This is a genomic window from Hydrogenophaga sp. (genome assembly GCF_018780075.1).
GTDB lineage: Bacteria > Pseudomonadota > Gammaproteobacteria > Burkholderiales > Burkholderiaceae_C > Hydrogenophaga.
In genome coordinates, this window is sequence record NZ_JADMKB010000100.1 from 1 (window position 1) to 19,953 (window position 19,953).

At 61.6% G+C, this 19,953-nt stretch carries 17 protein-coding genes; 3 read left to right on the forward strand and 14 right to left on the reverse strand.

Annotation, left to right across the window (positions count from 1 at the left end):
• Positions 1-399: DUF3717 domain-containing protein (locus IV088_RS16330; RefSeq protein WP_291104273.1), on the reverse strand; the 399-nt coding region annotated here is incomplete at its 3' end.
• A gap of 420 nt (positions 400-819) precedes the next feature.
• Here IV088_RS16330 and IV088_RS16335 point away from each other — a divergent pair.
• Together IV088_RS16335 and IV088_RS16340 are read left to right on the forward strand one after the other, a co-directional pair.
• Entirely contained in the window at positions 820-1,578 is a 759-nt protein-coding gene (locus tag IV088_RS16335) for a TerC family protein (protein WP_291104275.1), read from the forward strand.
• A gap of 110 nt (positions 1,579-1,688) precedes the next feature.
• Positions 1,689-2,039, forward strand: coding sequence for a phage holin family protein (locus IV088_RS16340; RefSeq protein ID WP_236962867.1), 351 nt, complete (start codon positions 1,689-1,691; stop codon positions 2,037-2,039).
• Here the strand turns inward: IV088_RS16340 and IV088_RS16345 are convergent.
• Positions 2,022-3,584, reverse strand: coding sequence for a M48 family metalloprotease (locus tag IV088_RS16345; protein ID WP_291104277.1), 1,563 nt, complete (start codon positions 3,582-3,584; stop codon positions 2,022-2,024). The genes IV088_RS16340 and IV088_RS16345 overlap by 18 nt on opposite strands.
• A 61-nt stretch (positions 3,585-3,645) precedes the next feature.
• On the opposite strand from IV088_RS16345, the gene moaC reads away from it, so the two are divergent.
• Positions 3,646-4,146: a cyclic pyranopterin monophosphate synthase MoaC gene (gene moaC, locus IV088_RS16350; RefSeq protein WP_291104280.1), complete on the forward strand. Its 501-nt coding sequence runs from the start codon at positions 3,646-3,648 to the stop codon at positions 4,144-4,146.
• A gap of 93 nt (positions 4,147-4,239) precedes the next feature.
• On the opposite strand, the gene IV088_RS16355 is transcribed toward moaC, so the two are convergent.
• The 12 genes from IV088_RS16355 to sucD form a co-directional block, all read right to left on the reverse strand.
• Complete coding sequence (locus tag IV088_RS16355) at positions 4,240-6,015, reverse strand: hypothetical protein (RefSeq protein ID WP_291104282.1); 1,776 nt, start codon at positions 6,013-6,015, stop codon at positions 4,240-4,242.
• Between the two features lie 216 nt (positions 6,016-6,231).
• Positions 6,232-7,641 carry a sulfatase-like hydrolase/transferase gene (locus tag IV088_RS16360; protein WP_291104284.1) on the reverse strand — a complete coding sequence of 470 codons (1,410 nt, stop codon included), beginning with the start codon at positions 7,639-7,641 and terminating at the stop codon, positions 6,232-6,234.
• The gene (locus IV088_RS16365; RefSeq protein ID WP_291104286.1) at positions 7,638-9,059 is read right to left on the reverse strand and encodes a sulfatase-like hydrolase/transferase; all 1,422 of its coding nucleotides are present in this window, start codon (positions 9,057-9,059) and stop codon (positions 7,638-7,640) included. Before IV088_RS16365 ends, IV088_RS16360 begins: the two co-directional genes overlap by 4 nt.
• Entirely contained in the window at positions 9,059-9,850 is a 792-nt protein-coding gene (gene tfpZ / locus IV088_RS16370) for a TfpX/TfpZ family type IV pilin accessory protein (protein ID WP_291104289.1), read from the reverse strand. Before tfpZ ends, IV088_RS16365 begins: the two co-directional genes overlap by 1 nt.
• A 92-nt stretch (positions 9,851-9,942) precedes the next feature.
• Entirely contained in the window at positions 9,943-10,491 is a 549-nt protein-coding gene (locus IV088_RS16375; RefSeq protein ID WP_291104291.1) for a pilin, read from the reverse strand.
• Positions 10,492-10,755: 264 nt separating this feature from the next.
• Positions 10,756-11,304, reverse strand: a complete 549-nt coding sequence (locus IV088_RS16380; protein ID WP_291104293.1) for a pilin — start codon at positions 11,302-11,304, stop codon at positions 10,756-10,758.
• A gap of 188 nt (positions 11,305-11,492) precedes the next feature.
• Positions 11,493-12,296, reverse strand: coding sequence for a 3',5'-cyclic-nucleotide phosphodiesterase (locus IV088_RS16385; protein WP_291104296.1), 804 nt, complete (start codon positions 12,294-12,296; stop codon positions 11,493-11,495).
• 37 nt (positions 12,297-12,333) lie between these two features.
• Positions 12,334-14,586 (reverse strand): adenylate/guanylate cyclase domain-containing protein, encoded by a 2,253-nt coding sequence (locus IV088_RS16390; RefSeq protein ID WP_291104298.1) that lies wholly within the window; start codon positions 14,584-14,586, stop codon positions 12,334-12,336.
• Positions 14,587-14,643: 57 nt separating this feature from the next.
• The gene (locus IV088_RS16395; RefSeq protein WP_291104300.1) at positions 14,644-15,267 is read right to left on the reverse strand and encodes an FHA domain-containing protein; all 624 of its coding nucleotides are present in this window, start codon (positions 15,265-15,267) and stop codon (positions 14,644-14,646) included.
• Positions 15,268-15,307: 40 nt separating this feature from the next.
• Positions 15,308-16,096 (reverse strand): Stp1/IreP family PP2C-type Ser/Thr phosphatase, encoded by a 789-nt coding sequence (locus IV088_RS16400; protein ID WP_291104302.1) that lies wholly within the window; start codon positions 16,094-16,096, stop codon positions 15,308-15,310.
• Positions 16,097-16,188: 92 nt separating this feature from the next.
• Positions 16,189-18,798 (reverse strand): serine/threonine-protein kinase, encoded by a 2,610-nt coding sequence (locus IV088_RS16405; RefSeq protein WP_291104304.1) that lies wholly within the window; start codon positions 18,796-18,798, stop codon positions 16,189-16,191.
• A gap of 256 nt (positions 18,799-19,054) precedes the next feature.
• Positions 19,055-19,948: a succinate--CoA ligase subunit alpha gene (gene sucD / locus IV088_RS16410; RefSeq protein WP_236962847.1), complete on the reverse strand. Its 894-nt coding sequence runs from the start codon at positions 19,946-19,948 to the stop codon at positions 19,055-19,057.
• Positions 19,949-19,953 lie beyond the last annotated feature (5 nt).

The following is a 19,953-nucleotide window of genomic DNA, read 5'->3' on the forward strand; positions in this document are numbered from 1 at the left end:
CCGCGCCCGCTCGCGGTAGCGGTTGAAGCGCCAAGCACTGGCCTCTTGCGTGATACGGCGCCAGACCACGCGTTTTTCGCTCGGGCTCATCACGGTCCAATGCTGCACCTCGTCGAAACTGCGGCCGCAACCCTTGCAGGTGTCGTCGCCCTGGCTGGTCGAGCAGATGGCAATGCAGGGCGTGTCGGGGGTGCTCTGAAACCACGCCAGCCAGGCCTCGCGCGCCGGGCCGGGCATGGAGCTTTCGTCTGCCTCGCTTTCGCGGAAATACACCATCAGCGCGTACACCTGCGCCAGCGCACGCAGCTCGGACCCCAAGGCCATACCCTCGGGCGAGGGTGAGCGCTCACGCCAGAAGTTGATCGCGGCTTCGATGTCGGTGATGTGGATGCCGGCCATGGGAGGGCGATCATAGCCAGCGTGCCCACCCCTGAGGCGCACAGGGACTCGCCACGAGGTCCCCGGCGGTGCTGTGGAAAGTGCTTATCTCCAACGACAGCCACGGACAGGTGGGGGCCCTTACAATCGCCGGACTCGAAGGGGAGTAGCTCTCCGGCGGGAGTGGCGGGCCAGCACGGCCCTCCCATCCAGCCGTTCGAGCCGTCGTCAACACGAAGCCCCAAGCTTCCGGCGGTTCGAGTCAGGTGATCCGTCACCCGACTGAGCAAGACCTTTGATAGGCCCACCCGGGCCGATCAAGGCCTGCCTGCCCTGGCGTTGGTGTTTGCTGCTGCAAGGACACCACCGTGCGTGAAGCGAGCCGCGAGCGACTGCTACGCGGCCCTGGTCAGGACCGGACAACAACCACACGAGGACCACATGGAATTCCTGACATCACCCGAGTTCTGGGTCGCCCTGGGACAGATCATTATCATCGACATCCTGCTCGGCGGCGACAACGCGGTCGTGATCGCGCTGGCCTGCCGCAGGCTACCCCCCGCGCAACGCACCAAGGGCATCATCTGGGGCACGGTCGGCGCCATCATCCTGCGCGTGGTGCTGATCATGTTCGCGATGACGCTGCTCAGCGTGCCGTTCATCAAGCTGGTGGGGGCAATCCTGCTGGTCTGGATCGGCGTGAAACTGCTGGCGCCCGATGAAGACGGCCACGGCGACATCCAGGGCAGCGACAAGCTGCTCGCCGCCATCAAGACCATCATCGTGGCCGACCTGGTGATGAGCGTGGACAACGTGATCGCCATCGCCGGCGCCGCGCAGAACGCCGGAGAGCACTCGACGCTGCTGGTGGTGCTGGGCCTGCTGATTTCCATCCCCATCATCGTCTGGGGCAGCACCGTCGTCATCAAGCTGATGGCGCGTTTCCCCATGATCATCACCCTGGGTGGCATGTTGCTGGGCTGGATCGCGGGTGGCATGCTGGTGACCGACCCCGCCTTCGTCACCCCCGACAAGTGGACCTGGATGCCCAAGCTGGGCACGGTGGACGCGCAGGGCATGGCGGTCATTTCCGACACGCTGTACTGGACCGCCCACATCGCTGGCGCGCTGCTGGTGCTGGCCATCGGCAAAGCCATTGCGTCGCGCCAGAAACCAGCCGACGAAGAAGCCAGCGCCTGAGGGCGCGTGCACCGGGCCGCTGCGACACAGCGGTTCCGAAACACAGGGCGGCACCTTCGGGTGGCCGCCCTTTTTTGTGGCCTCCGGGGTCCCGGTGCTATGCTGACCGCATGAAACTCCTACTGAAATGGTTGCTGTCGGCCTGCGCCCTGCTGCTGGTCGCTTACCTCTACCCCGGGGTGCAGGTGCAGAGCTTCACATCGGCCCTGATCGCGGCCGCCGTGGTGGGCCTGTTCAACGCCCTGCTGCGCCCGGTGCTGGTGGTGCTGACCCTGCCCGTGACCGTGATCACGCTGGGACTGTTCCTCTTCGTGATCAACGCGCTGCTGTTCTGGGCCGCCGCCAGCGTGCTCGACGGCTTCCACGTCAACGGCTTTGGCGCCGCGCTGCTGGGCTCGCTGATCTACTCGGCGCTGATGCTGCTGGTGGACATGGCGCTCAAGTCAGTTCTCTCGCGCTGATTCGCGCAACTGCTCTTCCACCTCGCGCCGGCGCACGTCGACGATGGCCAGCTCCATCGCGTCGGCGCTGCGCTCCGCCGCCGACAAGGATTGCGCGGCCTTGAAGCGGTCGGCGGCCCCAGCAAAATCAAACTGTGCGGCCCGCGCCTCGGCCTCCGAGCGCACCGAGCGCAAACGCTGGCCCTGCGCCGCCTGAAGGCGCGACAAGGTCTGCCAGGCCTGCGCGTCCTTCGGGTTCACCACCAGCCACTGCTGCAGCCGGGCCACCGCATTCGGTGAAGCGGGCGTGGACAGCGCCGCCTGGGCACCCAGCAACAGGTCGGCGCGGGTGCTGCCGGTCAGCGCCCGGTCGCGCAGCGACGCCAGCAGGCCGTCGTTTAGCCCCCGGGCCTTCGGCCCCAGCAAGATCTCCAGCTGCAACTGGTCCACCACGCCCTGGGTGGCGGCCGGCGCGCCGTCGCGCAAGCGCTGCGCCAGCGCCAGCGCTTGCGGCGCCTGGCCGAGGCGGTGGGCCGACAACGCGGCCGCATACAGATCGGCCGGGCTGGCTTTGGGTCCCTGCCCGACCTGCAACCAGGCGCGCTGGCGCTCGGTCGCGTTTTCCGCGAGCACGCGGGCCCGCGCCGCCATGAGTGCGTGCAACGCCGGCGGCGGCGCGGCGGCCGACAACGGCGCGGCGCCCACACGGGGGCCGGCGGCCAGAGGCGCGTCGGCCAGCGGCAGCCGCGAGCGCATGTCGGCCATGCGCTCGCTGGTCAGCGGGTGGCTGCGCAGGTAAGGAAACGACCCGTCGTCGTTCAGGCGCGCGGCCTGTTGCAGCTTGTCGAACATGGTGACAAACCCGCGCCCCTCGAAACCCGCCGTGGTCAGCACGCCGAAGCCCACGCGGTCGGCCTCGCGCTCCATGTCGCGCGAGAAATTGAGCTGCGACTGCATCGACACCGCCTGGCTGCCCGCGATGGCGGCGTTGGCCACGTCGGCGTTCGCGCGCGCCGCCAGCACGCCGAGAATCATGGCCCCCAGCAGCCAAGGCGCCTGCTGCTCCTGGCGCGAGAGCATGCGCGCGATGTGGCGCTGCGACACGTGGCTGAGCTCGTGCGCCAGCACACTGGCCAGCTCCTGCGAACTGTCGGTCACCGCCACCAGGCCCAGGTGCACGCCCAGATAACCGCCCGGCAGCGCAAACGCGTTGACCCGCTTGTCGCGCGAAATCACCAGCTGCCAGGCCAGGCGCTCCGACAACTCGGGCGGCACATCGCCGCGTGCGCGCGCCGCGCCCAGCAACGGCTGCCAGAGCGACTGCAGGTAGTCGACCAGCACCGGGTCATCGAGGTAGTCGGGGTCTCGGTAGATGTCGCGGGCGATGCTGTCGCCCAGCCGCCTCTCCGCCGCGATCGACATGCCCGAACCATCACCCAGGGTGGGCAGCGCGGTGCTCTGGGCGTGAGACAAAGACACTGGCACCGCCGCCAGCGCGGCGAGCAGCAAACCCGCCGACGCCAGCCGCGAACCCAGTGGGCGCAGGAGAAAAGGACTGAGATGCATCCCCGTATGATGCCGCCAAGCCCCAGAGGTTTCTGTAAAGACCGCGCAAAGAATGCCCACCATGCCCGACACCCCCTCCGCCAGCAGCCCGCTCACCCATTTCGACGCCCAGGGACAGGCGCACATGGTGGACGTGTCCGCCAAAGCCAGCACCCACCGCGTGGCGGTGGCCGAAGGTCACATCACCATGGAACCGGCCACCCTGGCGCTGATCCAGAGCGGCAATGCCAAGAAAGGTGACGTGCTCGGCATCGCCCGCATCGCCGGCATCCAGGGCGCCAAGCGCACCAGCGACCTGATCCCGCTCTGCCACCCGATTGCACTCACCCGCGTGGCGGTGGAGTTCGAGATGGACGAAGGCTCAAGCAGCGTGCTGTGCCGCGCGACCGCCGAATGCACCGGCCAGACCGGCGTGGAAATGGAGGCCCTCACCGCCTGCAGCGTGGCCCTGCTCACCATCTACGACATGTGCAAGGCGGTGGACCGGGAGATGACGGTCAGCGGGTTGAGGTTGATGGAGAAGCGGGGGGGGAAGAGTGGGCCATTTGAGGCGGAACGGTGACGGGAATGACGGTCCAGTGCGGGGCATTCGCGAAAGCCCATTTTTTAGGCAGTCTCACATCGGGCGCTGGAGCCGAGATTGTGCAGATCTTCTTTAGAGCGCGATTGGCAAAAACTGCAGTAGTGGAGCGCTTGGGTTCAAGTACAGCCGCTTGGTTTGTGGCAACTCTGCATCTTTTAAGGTTTTAAGTGTTGGACCGATCCAGCGCACCGTCACTGCGCCCACCCCGCTGAGTTGCACAGCGCCCGCTTGGAGGTGTTGAACAAAAGGATCAGAAATTGGATTTCCGTCGAGTTGGGTAGCGCCTGATATCTCGTACCGACCAACCCGTTTGATTTCAACTGTCGAATCCTTCGGGCTGTCCAAATCATAACCTAAAACCCACAGGGTTGGAGAAACTGGTCTGTACCAAGCGTCAGCCGCATTCTTATCTCTCAGCAGCAACCATGCCCATCGATAGTGTCCACGGACAATCACTGGAGGGAACTCCCGTTCAATAACGTCCGCGAATTGTTCTCTCTTTCGTTTCCGATAGTCGCTCATGAACAGTGAGTGCAGTATCCAGTCCCTGGTAGGAGCCTTCCGACTGGATACAAGACCGGTGCCATCCAGTACCGTATCGTGCGGTTCAGTAAGAGCCTCCACTGCAGCAATCGTCAGCATTTGTTCATGCATGGTCTGGGTCGCCCAATGGGCGCCTGTGATCCTAGCCAACGAAACAGTGGAAGCTGACACAAGAAGTATCACGACCAGAATTCTGTGTTGCCACCAGCGGTCGAGTAAGGATTGCAGTCCTTCGGCTGCTGCTACAGCAATTCCTGCAGACAGCCACACCAGATTGTAGGAAAACGGCTTCGGATTAACCTCCAGTGCCATGATACAAACAAGGAGCATCACGACACTAACCGGCATAGTGTCAATGGCGCGTAGCCAAGACACCTTCCATTGACGCGAAAATCGGACGATTGCGGAACCAATCGCAATGGATGCGAGCATGGTTGCAACTGGAGAGGAAATCAGAGCAGTTTCAAAAGCCGGTGATGATGAAAATCGATCAGATGTGGTGCTGTAGTTGGTAAAGTCTCGCAACCTGTCCAAGTAGGCATAGAGAGATCCGGCTGCAGCCATGATGCTCAGGCCTGCCAGCGCTGCGGCCACACAGGTTATGGCCAGCCGTCCCAACTCAAAAATCAAGGACAAGCACCTCGCCGAGAACCCATCGCGATTTTCACTGTGTCGTCCCGCGACGAAGGCCAGAAACAGCATGGCGGGAATCCAGAGAGTGAAAGCCTTGTGCGAAGTGAGTTGCATGATCACAACGATCAGGGCAGCAAGCCACCGGCCGCCCCACCCGTAGGGTCGTCTCGATGCTGCACGGATCAACCCGACAAACGCTACAACGCCAGCAGCCTGAAAAAGATCATGTCGGATTTCGAATCCGTGCAACCATACTGAGCCCATGGTCAAGGCTATCGTCGCGGGAGCCAGAATCCACCAGGTTTGAGGGGCCCTTGATGTGGTATCTACTGGCGCAGTGATTGGTCGAGCAAAGCCAACGCCGAGCATCGTAAACACGAATATCATGGAAAAAATAAGGCGCAATACTAGATAGTGTTGACTGGCACTAGGGAAACTCCGGGTGATCAGTCCACCGATAACATGGTGCAAATCCACAGGATTGCCGGCACCAGGATCGCTCCATGCCATCACGAGTTGCATGGTGAATACATTGTGCGGCTCATCAATATGCAAATGCCGTACCGATGCCGTCCACAGCGCGAACATCGTGAGTATCGCGATGGCAAGCATCAGGAAAGCGCACAGAGAGCGATCCTGAGTCGCGCTGGCCGTCCGGGTATTCAAATGCATTGCATGTAGCTAATAAAATTGCACCAGTCACACTGAGTCGCGAGAGGAAACGAGGAGAATCACTTGCAGCAGATTGGTGCATCTGCCAAGGGCAAATCAACGCGAGGCAGTCAGCGATACCTGCTCGATGCAGGAAGCAACATGATCAAACTCAACATCTCAAATTAGATGCTAGATGCCGAGATCTTGCAGGCTTGCTATTGAAGGCGCGTGAACTCATAGCACCGAAAAATGCAATGCGGGCACCTTGTCTGCGAAGAATTGCTTAAGCGAATCAGCACCATTGAACAAGGGTGCATGATCCCCTACCACAACCACCTCCACCCCTCGCATAGAATCGCTCTCTATAAGTTTGGTCAATTGCTCAAAAAACTGCACATGTAAATTTTGATAATTACAAAGCTGTTCACTATAATTCACCCCAAATGCCGAATCGCACAGATCGCCACGATATTTGGCGATATCGCGGCGATCATATGGGACATGGGAATTCAAGGTTAGCCAATAGAGAAACACCTTGTCCTTTTGCATTTTCTCTTGTACCACACCAAACAGATCTCGATCACAATAGCCGGGGAAGGAGTGACATTGCGTGCCCTTAAAAGGTAATGTTTCCCTGAACAAGGACTCGCCAAAACCAAGTACTGGGTACCAGAGCAGTCGTCGATACATGGCGCCGAAGGCCGCATGCAGTGAAACTGTCTTGTATCCTTGCTCTGCCAGTCTTGCCGGCAAACATAGACCCACAGTCTCCCGAGTCATCTGACGAAAATTTAATCTAGTCGGCATCCGTCCGCAAAGTTCACGTAACTCACCAGCAGCGGTTGTACCCACGGCATCGATATCCAACAACTTGAAGTTCCGTACGCGGTCACTGGTACGAAGTGCATGAATTTGCTGTTCTATCGATGCTGAGTCCTTGGGTAGTCCCCAGGATTCGACAACAACGAACAGAATGCGTCGTGAGGTAGGTCGTTCACCCAAGGTTAAACTGGATGCGGAAGGGTGTGCAATCGGCAAATATTCTGCGCTCTCGGCATCTGCCCCGATATGGACATGCCGCCGACGGTTTTCTTCCAGCGTCCGGTGAACAAACAGAGCAGAACTGCCAAACAACAACTCATTTCTCTCGGCAAACGGCGGCGAAAAGAACGTTGCCTTCGCAAACGACAGTTGCCACTGAACCAACATCAGAACAGACGCAATAAGCGGAAGCCACACCCAGCGCGCGCCCTTCAGGCGGCTGGCTGCGATCCAGAAACTGGTCGCAGCAAATACCAGCAGCAGAACCAACATCATGAGATAGGACACCCTTGCCTCGAAGAGGTATTCCGCAATGTCCAGGACCTGACCGATATCGATCAAGCGAAACACTGCTGTGGCTCCCAGTGCCATCTCAAGGCCAGCCGTGGCCAGGAACAATCCGATCCCCAGCCACCGCAGCCCCATCACAAAAAGCAGCAGGGCCATCAGCATCTCCGCGCTCAGGAGATAGCGCTTGAAGCCAAAATGGAGCGAAGCCCACTGAAACATCAAGCTGAGGACGGCGAAGCCAGTGAGCGCAAACACCCAATGACCATGACCCTTGCTCGCCAAACCCTCAACCCTGACAGTCGGTTCAGTCATTTCACGGTGAAGTGCAGCATGGGCACCTGCTCAGCCTCAAATCGCCCACGTGCCTCGTCGTCGTAGAAGATGGGGGGATGATCACCGACCACCACTACCTTCACACCCCGCAAGGCTTCATCCTCAATGAGCTTGGCGAACCCCTCAAAAAATTGGGTATGCAGGTTCTGATAGTTGCAGAGTAGCTCACCTTCATTTGCAGCTGAAAATTCACCGCAAAGACCCTTGCGGTAATTCACAATATCTCGACGGTCGTAGGGAATATGGCTGTTGAGTGTCAACCAGTAAACAAACACCTTGCCTTGTTTCAGTTGATCGCTCACCACCGGGAAGATGTTTTTATCACAGTACCCGGGGAAGGAATAACAATCTGTGTCGGCCGAAGGCATGTCGCCTTTAAAAATCATCTGTTCAAACCCTAGCAACGGGTACCACCGGCTTCTTCGGTACATGGAGCTTTCTGCCCCGTGAACAGCCACCGTCTTATAACCTTGTTTTTTCAGCCTCTGCGGTAGACACTCACCAATCAATTCGGGCGTCATTTTCCCTAAGTTCATTCGGCTGGGTATCAGGCCACAAAGCTCACGCAACTCGCCTGCGGCGGTCGCGCCGCGCGCGTGAACACCTTGCACCTCAAGATCTTTGACATTCGGGCTGTTGCGAAGTGCTTGAATACTCTCTTCCAGCACTTTGGAATTTTTTGGCAACCCCCACGCCTCACTGATCACAAATAGTATTCTTTGCGATGATGGAATTTCTTGGATGGCGAAATTCGCCGCCGAAGGATGCCGAATACGGTGGTACTCAATATCTGGATCACCACTGGCCGCTTGCTTCACCCTGTTCAATTCAAGTGAGTCCTTCAAGATGAAGGCTGAACTCCCAAACCAAAGCGTGTTTCGGCTGGCGTGAACAGGTGTAAAGAAGTTCCCATTGTCCTCGGAAAGAGACCATTGGGAGTACGTCAGTCCAACTCCCAAAAATGACAGCATCAACACCACTTGATTAGGTCGAAATTCGCCAAAAAATCTGCCCGTGGCCCAGAAGCAAGCGATCGCCAGCGCAATCAAGACAACGAAGCTGATCAGGTATTCCGTTCGGGCGAGAAAGGCGAACTCTGCCATATCCGACGCCTCCCGCACATCCATAAAATGAAACACGCCAGTGAGACCCAGCATGATTTCCAATCCGACAGCGGCAAGGAAAAGCATCAACCCAATCGATCGGCACCTCAAGCTGAAAGCGAGCACTGCAACCAGAATCTCGGCATTTATAAAATACCGCTTATATCCAAAACGGATGGCGACATATTGAAAAATTGCGTTCAACAGGATGAAAGCAATCAACGCCAACCCAATTTTTATCCAACCCATGCGAGATTGAAAAGGCTGATCAGCCAATAGCGTCTGTTGTCGCATCAGAAAAAACCGTCGTAAAGAAGAAACTCGACAATCCCGCCATCGTGCGTCAATACCACGACCGCATCGTGCTTGGCACGAACAGGTAAAAATCGCAGTCCGTCGCGATCGTCCTGCGTCGGCATTGCAGCCCATATCCGGTCGACTGCGATCTTGGAGGAAGGGTATTTTGAAATAAGAGCGCCCAATGGCCGCCCCGCCGCCGCCGCCTGGGCGCGCGCCTGTTCGTCATAAGGGATCCAGAACTTGGGACGCTGGCCGTTGTCGATTCCCTGGAAAATCGAGACATTCAGCGCTTCGGCACGCTCTTCCGAGGTGGTGGCTTTCCTCACAGCAAACAGCATCGGGCCGTTCAACGGCAATCGGCGAAACATTGACGGCGCTTGAGGCAGCTCGGCGGCGACGACTTCTGCCATTGACACCACACGAAAACGATCAAATTCGAACGCCAAGCCGATGGGACGACCCATGTACATGGCGTGAAGCCCATATGAAAGTGCGAGCATCTGAAGCAGCGCAATGACCGAGATGTCGCGCCGAAGATGACGAACCCCCTTGGCACGGTTGTACACGACGAATGTCAGCAACGGACCCATGACAACATCCACCACCATGACAAGGGTGAACAATTCTGAGCCACCCGCCAGAAGTCGATAGTGGCCTGGATACCAGAACCAAAAAACCAGTACAGCCACCACCCCGGCCAGAGATAACGACGCCAGCAAGTGGAGCCCCGCTGCCCGTGCTCGCGCGCCTAAGGTCTTGAAAAAGCTGGTAGCTGTCGTATTCACTTATGTTTTTTTACCGACCGCGCCTGCCGATTCAGCCCTGGTCTGGTCTAGTCTGGTCTGGCCTAGAACAGCCAAAAGACGCTGGATGTCAATCAGCGGCATTCGCTGGGGGCGAAACGGGATGGTAACGGATTTGAAGGCACAGCGATCGTCATACCTCGTGCCGTCGCGACTCCATTGGCAGATGACGCACAAGCCCAGTCCACAGACCCCGTTTCTCCCGAATATGCGGCGGCAAGCGCCGTTTCCAGAGGCACAAAGCTGCTGCCCACCGACAAAAAAGGCTTCAGCGCCAAAGTGGCGGCATCTGGTATGGCGCCAATGTTTTCCCGATTGAAGGTGATCGCGATCTCACCCGTTGTTCCATCTATCTGAACGCTCTGAACATATTTGCTCACCAGGCCTGCGCTGCCTTGACCTGAGTTGAACGTTATCGACATCGCGGCCAACTCGACTTGCGTCAGTGCTGCGGTAGCGACGATCTGTTTCGCGTCAGACGCCAACGACATCCCCTCGACAACACGAGCGCGGATGGTGTAGTCCTGATACGCTGGCAACGCCACCGCTGCCAGAATGCCAATGATTGCCACCACAATCATCAACTCAATGAGGGTAAAACCTCGAGCGATTTTCTGCTTCATATGCACCTCTTAAATTTGCACCGCGTTGCAATCGTTGGAGCAAATGTCATGCCAATCAAAAAACACCGATTACCGTGATTTCTCTCACAAACTTCTGGCGCATCGCAAATAATTGTCAACCTCATGCGAAAAGTGAGGCAATTATTGACATTTGACGTAATACAGACGTTGAGTTGAGTCTTCACACAATACAGGCAAAAAAAAGGACGCCTGACAGCGTCCTCTTTTTAAACGAATAAGCTGCGTCAGCTCATCGCGAACCGCTTAGCGGCATTCGCTGGGCGCAAACTTGGATGGCAGGCTGCCTGCGGTAAGACCAGCGTCCATGCCGCGCGCCGTTGCCACACCGTTGGACGCCGTAGCACATGCCCAGTCGATGGCGCCGGTCTCACCCGAGTACGTGGCATCCAGCGCATCGTCGAGTGCCACGAAGGTGCTGCCCACGGCCATGAACGGCTTCAGGTTGAGCGTCGAGCCAGTAGGAATGGAGCCCACGTTGTCCTTGTTGTAGGTCACCGTGATCTCACCCGTGGTATCGCTGATCAACACGCTGGTCACGTACTTGCTGGAGGCGCCCGTGCTGCCATTCTGAGCATTCCAGGAAGTGGCCAATGCCGTCAGCTCGGTCGCCGTGGTGGCGCTCGTGCCGATCTGGGCCTTCGCATCGGCTGCCACCGACAGACCTTCGGTGATGCGAGCGCGGATCGTGTAGTCCTGGTACGCCGGCAGAGCAACAGCAGCCAGAATACCGATGATGGCCACCACGATCATCAGTTCGATGAGGGTGAAACCTTTTTGCATGGAACGCTTCATTGAGACAACTCCTAGAGGGGTTTGTGGGTTGGGGACGAGTACTTCTCAGCAGAGAGCGTGCCAGGCGGAAATGGCGGTGTTTTTGAGTGCTTTTTCACGCTTGCCCCCCTGCGTGTGACGATTTGTGTCCTCTGTCAGCTCGCGTCACAGACAATTTTTGTCAGTCATCGCGTCCGGGACAATTTTTGTCACAGCTCGAAGGTCTGCCCGGCGCTGAGCCAGCGGATGTCGTGGCGCACGTCGGCTTCGCGGTTCGGCGTCTGGTCGAAGCGGCGGATTTCTTCCATGATCAGGCCGGTCTCGGCCGGCTTGGTGTGGGTGATGTAGATCGGGAAGCGGTGGTCGCACTGGATCTGGTCGAGCTCTTCGGCCAGGGTGCTGGGCGCGAGGTGCAGGCTGCGCTTGGCGAGCTCTTTTTCGCGGTCGCTGAAGGCGGTTTCGATGATGAGCAGGGCGACCTTGAGCTGGTTGACGCGTTGCCAGAAGGCGGGGTTGCGCTCGGTGTCGCCACTGAAAACCCAGTGGCCACTGGCGCTGTCCACCGCATAGCCGACGGCCGGCACGGTGTGCACGGCGGGCAGCGCCTCGATGCGCTTGCCGCCCACCTGCAGCGTTTCACCCACGGCAATGGGGTTGAAGCGCATCAGCGGCGTGTCGGCGCTGGGGATGGCCGAGAAGTCGGGCCAGATCAGGTTGTTGAAGATGTGCACCTTGAGCGCGTCGATGGTGCCGGGCAGGGCGTGCACCTGCAGCGGTGGAGCACCAGCGGCCAGGCGCAGCGCGGCCACGGCGTCGAGCATGAGCGGCAGGCTGGCGACGTGGTCGAGGTGGGAGTGGGTGAGCAGCACGTGGTTGACGGCGGCCATCTCGTCGAGGCTCAAGTCGCCGACACCGGTGCCGGCGTCGATGAGCACGTCGTCGTCCAGCAGAAAAGACGTGGTGCGGCAGCCTTGTGCGATGGCGCCGGAGCAGCCCAGAACCCGAACCCTCATGTGCAGCTTTGTGTGGTGATGCGCCGCAGAGGCCGGCTCATTTGGTGTCAAAAGTGGCGGAGCCGTCCCAACCTGCGGCAGGTGGTGACAACCTCATGGAGGCTACCCGCTCGGCATAAAGCCGGTAAAGGACTTTTTTGGCATTCTGGCGCTGCACGTTGAGCAGATGCACGTCGCAGGCGTCCCAGTCTTGCGCGCGCCAGGCATTCAGGGCTTTTTGCCACTCGCGAAGCTCGTCTTCCAGCGCGCTGGACATGTGTTCGCGGGTACACAAGGGCGTGTGGATCGCCACCGCCTGGGCCTTGCCTTTCACGCGCACCCGGTCCAGCTCCTGCCAGACAAAACCCGGTGCCTGGCGGCGGGTCGATTCGCTGGCCACGATGTCCACCCCGTAGAGCTTCGAGAGGCCTTCCAGGCGCGAGCCGAGGTTCACCGCATCGCCCACCACGGTGTAGCTGCGGCGCACGTCGGAGCCCATGTCGCCCACACACATCTCACCGGTGTTCAGCCCCACCCCCACGCCGATGGCGGGCAGGCCCGCCTGAGCACGCTCCCGGTTGATCGCCTGGATGGCCTCGGACATGTCGAGCGCGGTCTGGACTGAGAGGCTGGCGTGGTCGGGGGTCTCGACCGGTGCGCCCCAGAACGCCATGACGCAATCGCCCATGTATTTGTCGATGGTGCCTCGATGGCTGCGGATGATGCGGGTCAGGCGGCTGAACACGGTGTTGAGCAGACCCTGCAGCTCGGTGGGCGGCATGGTCTCGGAGATTTGTGTGAAGCCGCGCATGTCACAGAACATCACGGTGAGTTCGCGCGTGGACGCGTCCATGCTGTAGCTGTCGGGGTCCTTGACCATCTCGTCGACCAGCTCGGGCGGCACGTAGGTGCCAAACAGCTGGGCCAGCTCGCGCTTGGCGCGGCTCTCGACCAAGTAGCCATAGCTCATGTTGAGCGCGAACGCGAACCCGGCCATGACCAGCGTGCTGGCCACGGGCAGCACCAGCGCATGGGCAAGGTAGAGCCAGGTGTTGAGCCCCAGCACCACGGTCACCACCAGCACGCTCAAGGCCACGGCGCGCGCGGCGCTGAGCAGGGGCAGCGCGAGCGCGAGCACCAGCCCGGCCAGCACCAGCACCACGAGCTCGTAACCGATGGCGTAGTCCGGCCGGGTTGCCAGACGGCCGTCGAGCAGACCGGCGATGAGGTTGGCATGGGTTTCGACGCCGGGGTAGGTTTCGCTCAGCGGCGTGACGCGCAGATCCTGCAAGCCGGGCGCCGTGGTGCCCACCAGCACGATCTTGTCCTTGAGCTCACCCGGCGCCACGCGCCCCGCCAGCAGGTCGCTCGCGGACACGTAGCGGAACGAGCCCCCGCGAGGCCCCCCGGCGCCGCGAAAGGGCACGAGCGCGGTCAGGCGGTCGTCGACCGGGATCTGCATCGATGTGCCACCCTGGCTCAGCCGGATGCTTTCGAGTGCCCCATAGTCGCGGCCCAGCCATCCCTGCGCCGGAAACCCGGGCTCGACCTGCGGGCGTCCCGTCAGCAGGCGAAACATGGCCAGCGCCAGGGACTCGTAATACGCACCCTGGTACTCGGCCAGCATGGGCAGGGTCCGGACCACGCCGTCGCTGCTGCTGGGGACGGCATTGAAGAAGCCCGCCAGCGGCGCGGCCTGGGCCAGCGGAGCGATGTTGGCTCCGTGGCCGTTCCACTGCGTGCTGCGGATGGTGCGGCCGCCCAGCGCCTCGGCGCCCATGACCGGCGCGGGCAACACGCCGCTGGTGCGGCCCTCTCGGTCGCTGGTGAAGTAATACCCCAGCACCACCGGCCGACCCCGCAGCGATTGGGCCAACCGGCTGTCGTAATCCAGCTTGGGTTGCAGCGCGTTCACCTGCTCGACAAATCCCGGCTGACCGGCCAGCGCACCCCGCGCCAGTTGCTGCAGTTGCCGCAAACCGGAGCTGTCGTCGATCTCGGCGAACACGGTGTCGAACCCGAGCATCGCAATGTGTTGCTGCTCAAAGAGGGTGTCCACCATGGTCGCCATGTGGTGGCGCGACCAGGGCCAGCGGCCGACCTCGGCCAGGCTTTTTTCGTCGATGTCCACGATCACGATGCGCGGGTCGAGCGTGCCCGGCATGGTGGCCCGCAGGCGGGCGTCGTAGATGATGTCGTCCAGGCGCTGCAACACCCCCATGGGCATCACGCCCACGGCATGCAGGATCGCCAAGATCAGGGGGAGCAGGGTGACGGCGATGCGCGGACCGTGTCTGCTCAGGGCCTGCATGAGGAAAGGGGACAGCGTGCGATCAGTCCTGCGACGGTGCCCGCACGCGGGCGCTCATCACAGCTGCACGAACTGCATCTGGGTACCGGCCAACTCGATCATGTCGCCGTGCCGCAAATTGACGGCCTCGGAGTTGAGCTCGACGCCATTCACGGTGGGCTTGACCGCCCCTTCCACCAGCGCCACGACGTAGCCATGCGGACGGCGGGTGATGGCCGCGACGGCCACGCCCGGCTTGCCGATGGTGGTGACCACCTTGACCAAGGGCACTTCGCGCCCGGCCGCCGCACCCGACATCACCTTGATCGCGGCGTTGCCCACCGAGGGCAGGTCCTGTGCACCGACCACGGCCCCGGCGTTGATGACCATGGTTTTTTCGTGGTTGTCCGACGCGCCGTCGTTCACGAACTTGATCTTGTATTTGCCGATTTCGACCGTGTCACCGCCTTGCAGCAGCTGCTTCTTGATCGCCTTGCCGTTGACGTAGGTGCCATTGGTGCTGTTGAGGTCTTCAAGAAACACCTCGGCGCCCGACATCTGCATCACTGCGTGCTCGCCGCTGACCGCGAGGTTGTCGATCACGATGTCGTTGTAAGGCCGGCGACCGAGGGTGGTGCGGTCTTTGGTGAGCTGCACTTCCTTGATGACCACGCCATCGATGGAAACGATCATTTTCGGCATGGCCGACTCCTGTGGAACCTGAAGAAATAATTCTATGTAACTACTGCTGCCCCAGCATACGAGACAACAACCCCCTGCGCACCGGTTTGGCGCGGGCCGTCGCCAGTATCACCGAAATATTATCGCGACCGCCGCCTCCATTGGCGGCATCGATCAAAGCACGCCCGATGTGTTCGAGAGGCGCATCTTCCATCAGAACCGCTGCCAGGCGCTCGTCGGACACCATGTCGCTGAGGCCGTCGGAGCAAAAAAGGTACCGGTCGCCGTCTTCCACCCGGTATTCGTTGACTTCCAGCAACACCGTGTCTTCCACGCCGAGCGCGCGCGTGACCAGGTTCTTGTGCGTCGCGTACTGCGCCTGCTCGACAGAAATCAGGCCCGCGTCGATCTGCTCCTGCAGCAGCGAGTGGTCGCGGGTGATCTGCTGCAGGGTGCCACCCCGCAAGCGGTAACAGCGGGAATCGCCCACATGGCCCACCATCGCGCGGGCGCCCTGGAACACGGCCATGACCAGGGTGGTTCCCATGCCGGCGTACAGCGGGTTGGAGTTGGCGGCGTTGAAAATCGACCGGTTGGCGTTGTCGACGCAGATCTCCATGGCGCGCTTGATCTCGCGCACATTGGCATCCAGGCCGCCTTCGCTCATCCACCGCCCGAGTTCGGTGTGGATGAAACTCGTGGCCATCGCGCTGGCGACCTCGCCCGCGTTGTAGCCGCCCATGCCATCCGCGAGCACCACCACCTGGTTGACGGTGTCGAGCGCGACCGAGTCTTCGTTGTTTTCACGAATGAGGCCGGGGTCCGTCTGGCTGTAGTACTCAAAGATCATGCTGATCGGTTTTATAACTTGAAACGGCGCACAACTTGGGCGTCATTGGCGACATTTGTCACGGATCGTCGGGTGGGCATGGAACTTTTCGCTTAAACCTGCGGAGAGCGAGGTGTGATCAGCGTTTTCTCGAAGGCTTGAGTGCTGTCCCACGCGCGCGTGTCACGGCTTTGGGGCGATGTCTGGGCCAGATCCTGTCCCGTCATGTCCAGAAGGCTGGTCGCGAATTCGGCACCGGTCTGGTAGCGGTCCTTCGACGCCTTGGCCATGGCTTTGCCCAGTATATCGGTGAGGGCCGGCGGCAGTTCCGGTCGCAGGCTGCGCACGTCGGGCGGGATTTTGTTCGCAATCTGGTACATCAGCGCGGCCATCGAATCGGCCCTCAGGGGCAGCGCACCCGTCAACAGCTGGAACAAGGTCACCCCCAGCGAATAGAGGTCTGAGCGGCCGTCGATGCGCTGCCCGGCGAGCTGCTCGGGCGACATGAAGCTGGGCGTGCCCAGCACCAGGCCGGTCCGGGTGCGGCTGGCGTCGGTGATGCGGGCGATGCCGAAATCCGTCACCTTCACACTGTCGGACGCCGGGTCGTACATGATGTTGCCGGGCTTGATGTCCCGGTGCACCACGTTCTGCTGGTGAGCGTAATCCAGCGCCTGCGCCACCTGCACGCCGATGCGCAGCACCGTCGCCACCGGCAGCAACCGACCGGCCTGCGTGTGTGGCACCAGGTCCTGGCCGCGCAGAAACTCCATCGCGATGTAGGCCAGGTCGTGCTCTTCGCCGGCGTCAAAAATGGTCACGATGTGGGGGTGTTGCAGGCGCCCCGCGGTTTCGGCTTCGCGAAAAAAGCGCTCGCGGGCGTCCGTCAACTCGCCGCCTTCAAACTCGCTGCTGAGCGCCAGGGTCTTGATCGCCACCTGGCGGCCGATCTTCGGATCCCGCCCCAGATACACCACCCCCATGGCGCCCTTGCCCAGCGCTTTCTCCACCTGGTAGCGCCCGAGCATGGGTTTCTCGATCTCGCCGCCCGAGAGCAGCAAGGTGCCGCCCGGATGCGATGCACCACCGCCCAGCACCACGGTTTCCGACAGGTTTTTCGCCCGCTTCAGTCGCTGCTGCACATCGGCGTCGGCGCGGTCCAGGCCGACCATGTGCTCGTACACCGCCTGCGCCTTGTTGAACTGGCGCTTGCGCTCAAAGTCCAGCGCCAGCTGCTTGAGGTTGTCCCTCAGCGCCTCGCTGTGCGGCACACGCTTCAAGCGGTCAAAGGCCATGTCGAGCTGGCCCTGGCCTTGCAGCGCCAAGCCCATCATGCGGTTGGTCTCGGCCGACTCGGCATCGGTGGCCACCTTGCGCGCTTCCGTCACGCCGAAACGGCGCGTGACCAGCGCCAGGTGGCCGGTCAGCAGCAGCGCCGCCGGGAACACCAGCGGCAGCCACAGGGCCGCCGACACCAGCAGGCCGAATTCCGTGCCGAGCATGGCCGCGAACAACGCACCCGACACCCAGGCACCACGGGCGGCCGACAGCCGTGGCAGCGCGAACAACAGATAGGCCACCACCACCAGCACCAGCGCCGCCACGGCGATGCCGCCCCACACCGGCTGGGCGATGAAGTGGCCCTGCAGGATGCTGGAGCTGATGTGCGCCAGGATCACCGCCGGCGACATGGCTGCCGCCACGGGCGTGGTGAACACGGTGCCCACACCGGCAGCAGTGGCGCCCACGATCACGATCTTGCCGGCGTATTTGGTGGCCGGGATCTTGCCCGAGACCACGTCGTAGAAGCTGTCCACCGCAAACGCGGGGCGCCCACCGCGGTCCGGGTAGAACTGCGGCAGCACGCGCGCCAGCTCATCGGTGTCGATGCGCTGGCGCCCGAGCTGCACCGCCTCGCCGGGCAGCAGGCGCAGGTCCTGCGGACCCAGGTTCAGGCTGTGGGCCGCCACCGCCAGCCCCATGCTGGGCACGGCGTGGCCATCAAAGCTCAGCAACAACGGCTCCTGCCGCACCGCGCCGTCGCTGTCCTGCAACTGGTTGAGGTGGGCCACGGCCACGGCGGCCTCGCCCACCGCAGCGATGGGCTGCTGCGACTGTGCGGCCGGGAAACCGAAGCCGGTGGCGTCCACCAGCGCGCCCTTCTGCGCAAAGGCCGGCAGCGGCCGGTCGGGCCGGCCCAGGGGCTCACCGAGTTCAAACACCGAGGGCACGATCACGTTGCCTGCCCGCGCCATGCTGGCCACCAGGCGGCCATCGGAATCGAGCTGCTGCTCCGCCTCGGAGATGGTGCGGACCAGACTCTCGCGCGACATCGGACCCAGGTCGGTCAGCGTGCCGCCCTCGATCTGCGTGCGCAGGGCGCGCAGGCTGTCCAGGCCTCGTTCGGTCTGGGGTTCAAAGAACAACGCTGTGTGCGCCACCGTCTTGGCCCCTGCGGCCTTGAGCTGGTCGATCAGCTGCGCGTGCACCTCGCGCGGCCAGGGCCAGCGACCGATGTTGGCGATGCTCTGGTCATCGATGGCGATGATGGCGATGCGGTCGCTGGGCGCACGCGGGTTGTGGCTGCTGGCGAAGTCGTAGAAGCGGCGCTCCAGGCCACTGAACAGATCAGTGGCCGCGTGCAGCGCCAGGACGCCCGCGACCACCGCCAGGCCAATCAGCGCGTCCGAACGCCAGCCCCGGCGGTGAGCGCTCGGTGGCATGGCTTGCGTGCGTTCAGGGGTGCTGGACAATTCCCGACCTTGTTGGCATGAGGAGACCGTTGGGGCGATCCACGCCGGAAACGGCGTGGAGGGGTGTCACGGTGTCGGCACAATCGCCGGGCGCATGAGCGTTGCATTTTGTTGCATTCACCGCGCCGCATCAAGTGCAGGAAGAGGCTGACGCGACGGTTTCTGTCGCACCCAAGAAAAAAGGCAACGCGAGCGTTGCCTTTTTCACGTCGGCCTCAGCGCCGATTTACAGCTGCGCCTTGAGCAGCTTGCCCAGTTCGGACGGGTTGCGCGTGATGATGAAGCCCGACTCTTCCATGATGGCGAGCTTGGCATCGGCCGTGTCGGCGCCACCGGAGATCAGCGCGCCGGCGTGGCCCATGCGCTTGCCGGGAGGGGCGGTCACACCGGCGATGAAGCCGACGATGGGCTTCTTCATGTTCGCCTTGCACCACATGGCCGCTTCGGCTTCGTCCGGGCCACCGATCTCGCCGATCATGATCACGGCGTCGGTGTCGGGATCGTCGTTGAAGGCCTTCATCACGTCGATGTGCTTCAGGCCGTTGATCGGATCACCACCGATGCCGACGGCGCTGGACTGACCCAGACCCACTTCGGTCAGCATGGCCACAGCTTCGTACGTCAGCGTGCCCGAGCGGGACACGACGCCAATGCGGCCCTTGCGGTGGATGTGGCCGGGCATGATGCCGATCTTGATCTCGTCGGGCGTGATCAGGCCGGGGCAGTTGGGGCCCAGCAGCAGGGTCTTCTTGCCACCGGCTGCTTCCTTGGCCTTCATGCGGTTGCGCACTTCCAGCATGTCCTTGACCGGAATGCCTTCGGTGATGCAGACGGCCAGGTCCAGGTCGGCTTCGACGGCTTCCCAGATGGCGGCAGCGGCGCCAGCGGGCGGCACGTAGATCACCGACACGGTGGCGCCGGTCTGCTGGGCGGCTTCCTTGACGGAGGCGTAGATCGGGATGTTGAAGATCGACTCGCCGGCCTTCTTGGGGTTCACGCCGGCCACGAAGGCGTTCTTGCCGTTCGCGTATTCCTGGCACTTTTCGGTGTGGAACTGACCGGTCTTGCCCGTGATGCCCTGGGTGATGACCTTGGTGTCTTTGTTGATGTAGATCGACATGGTGT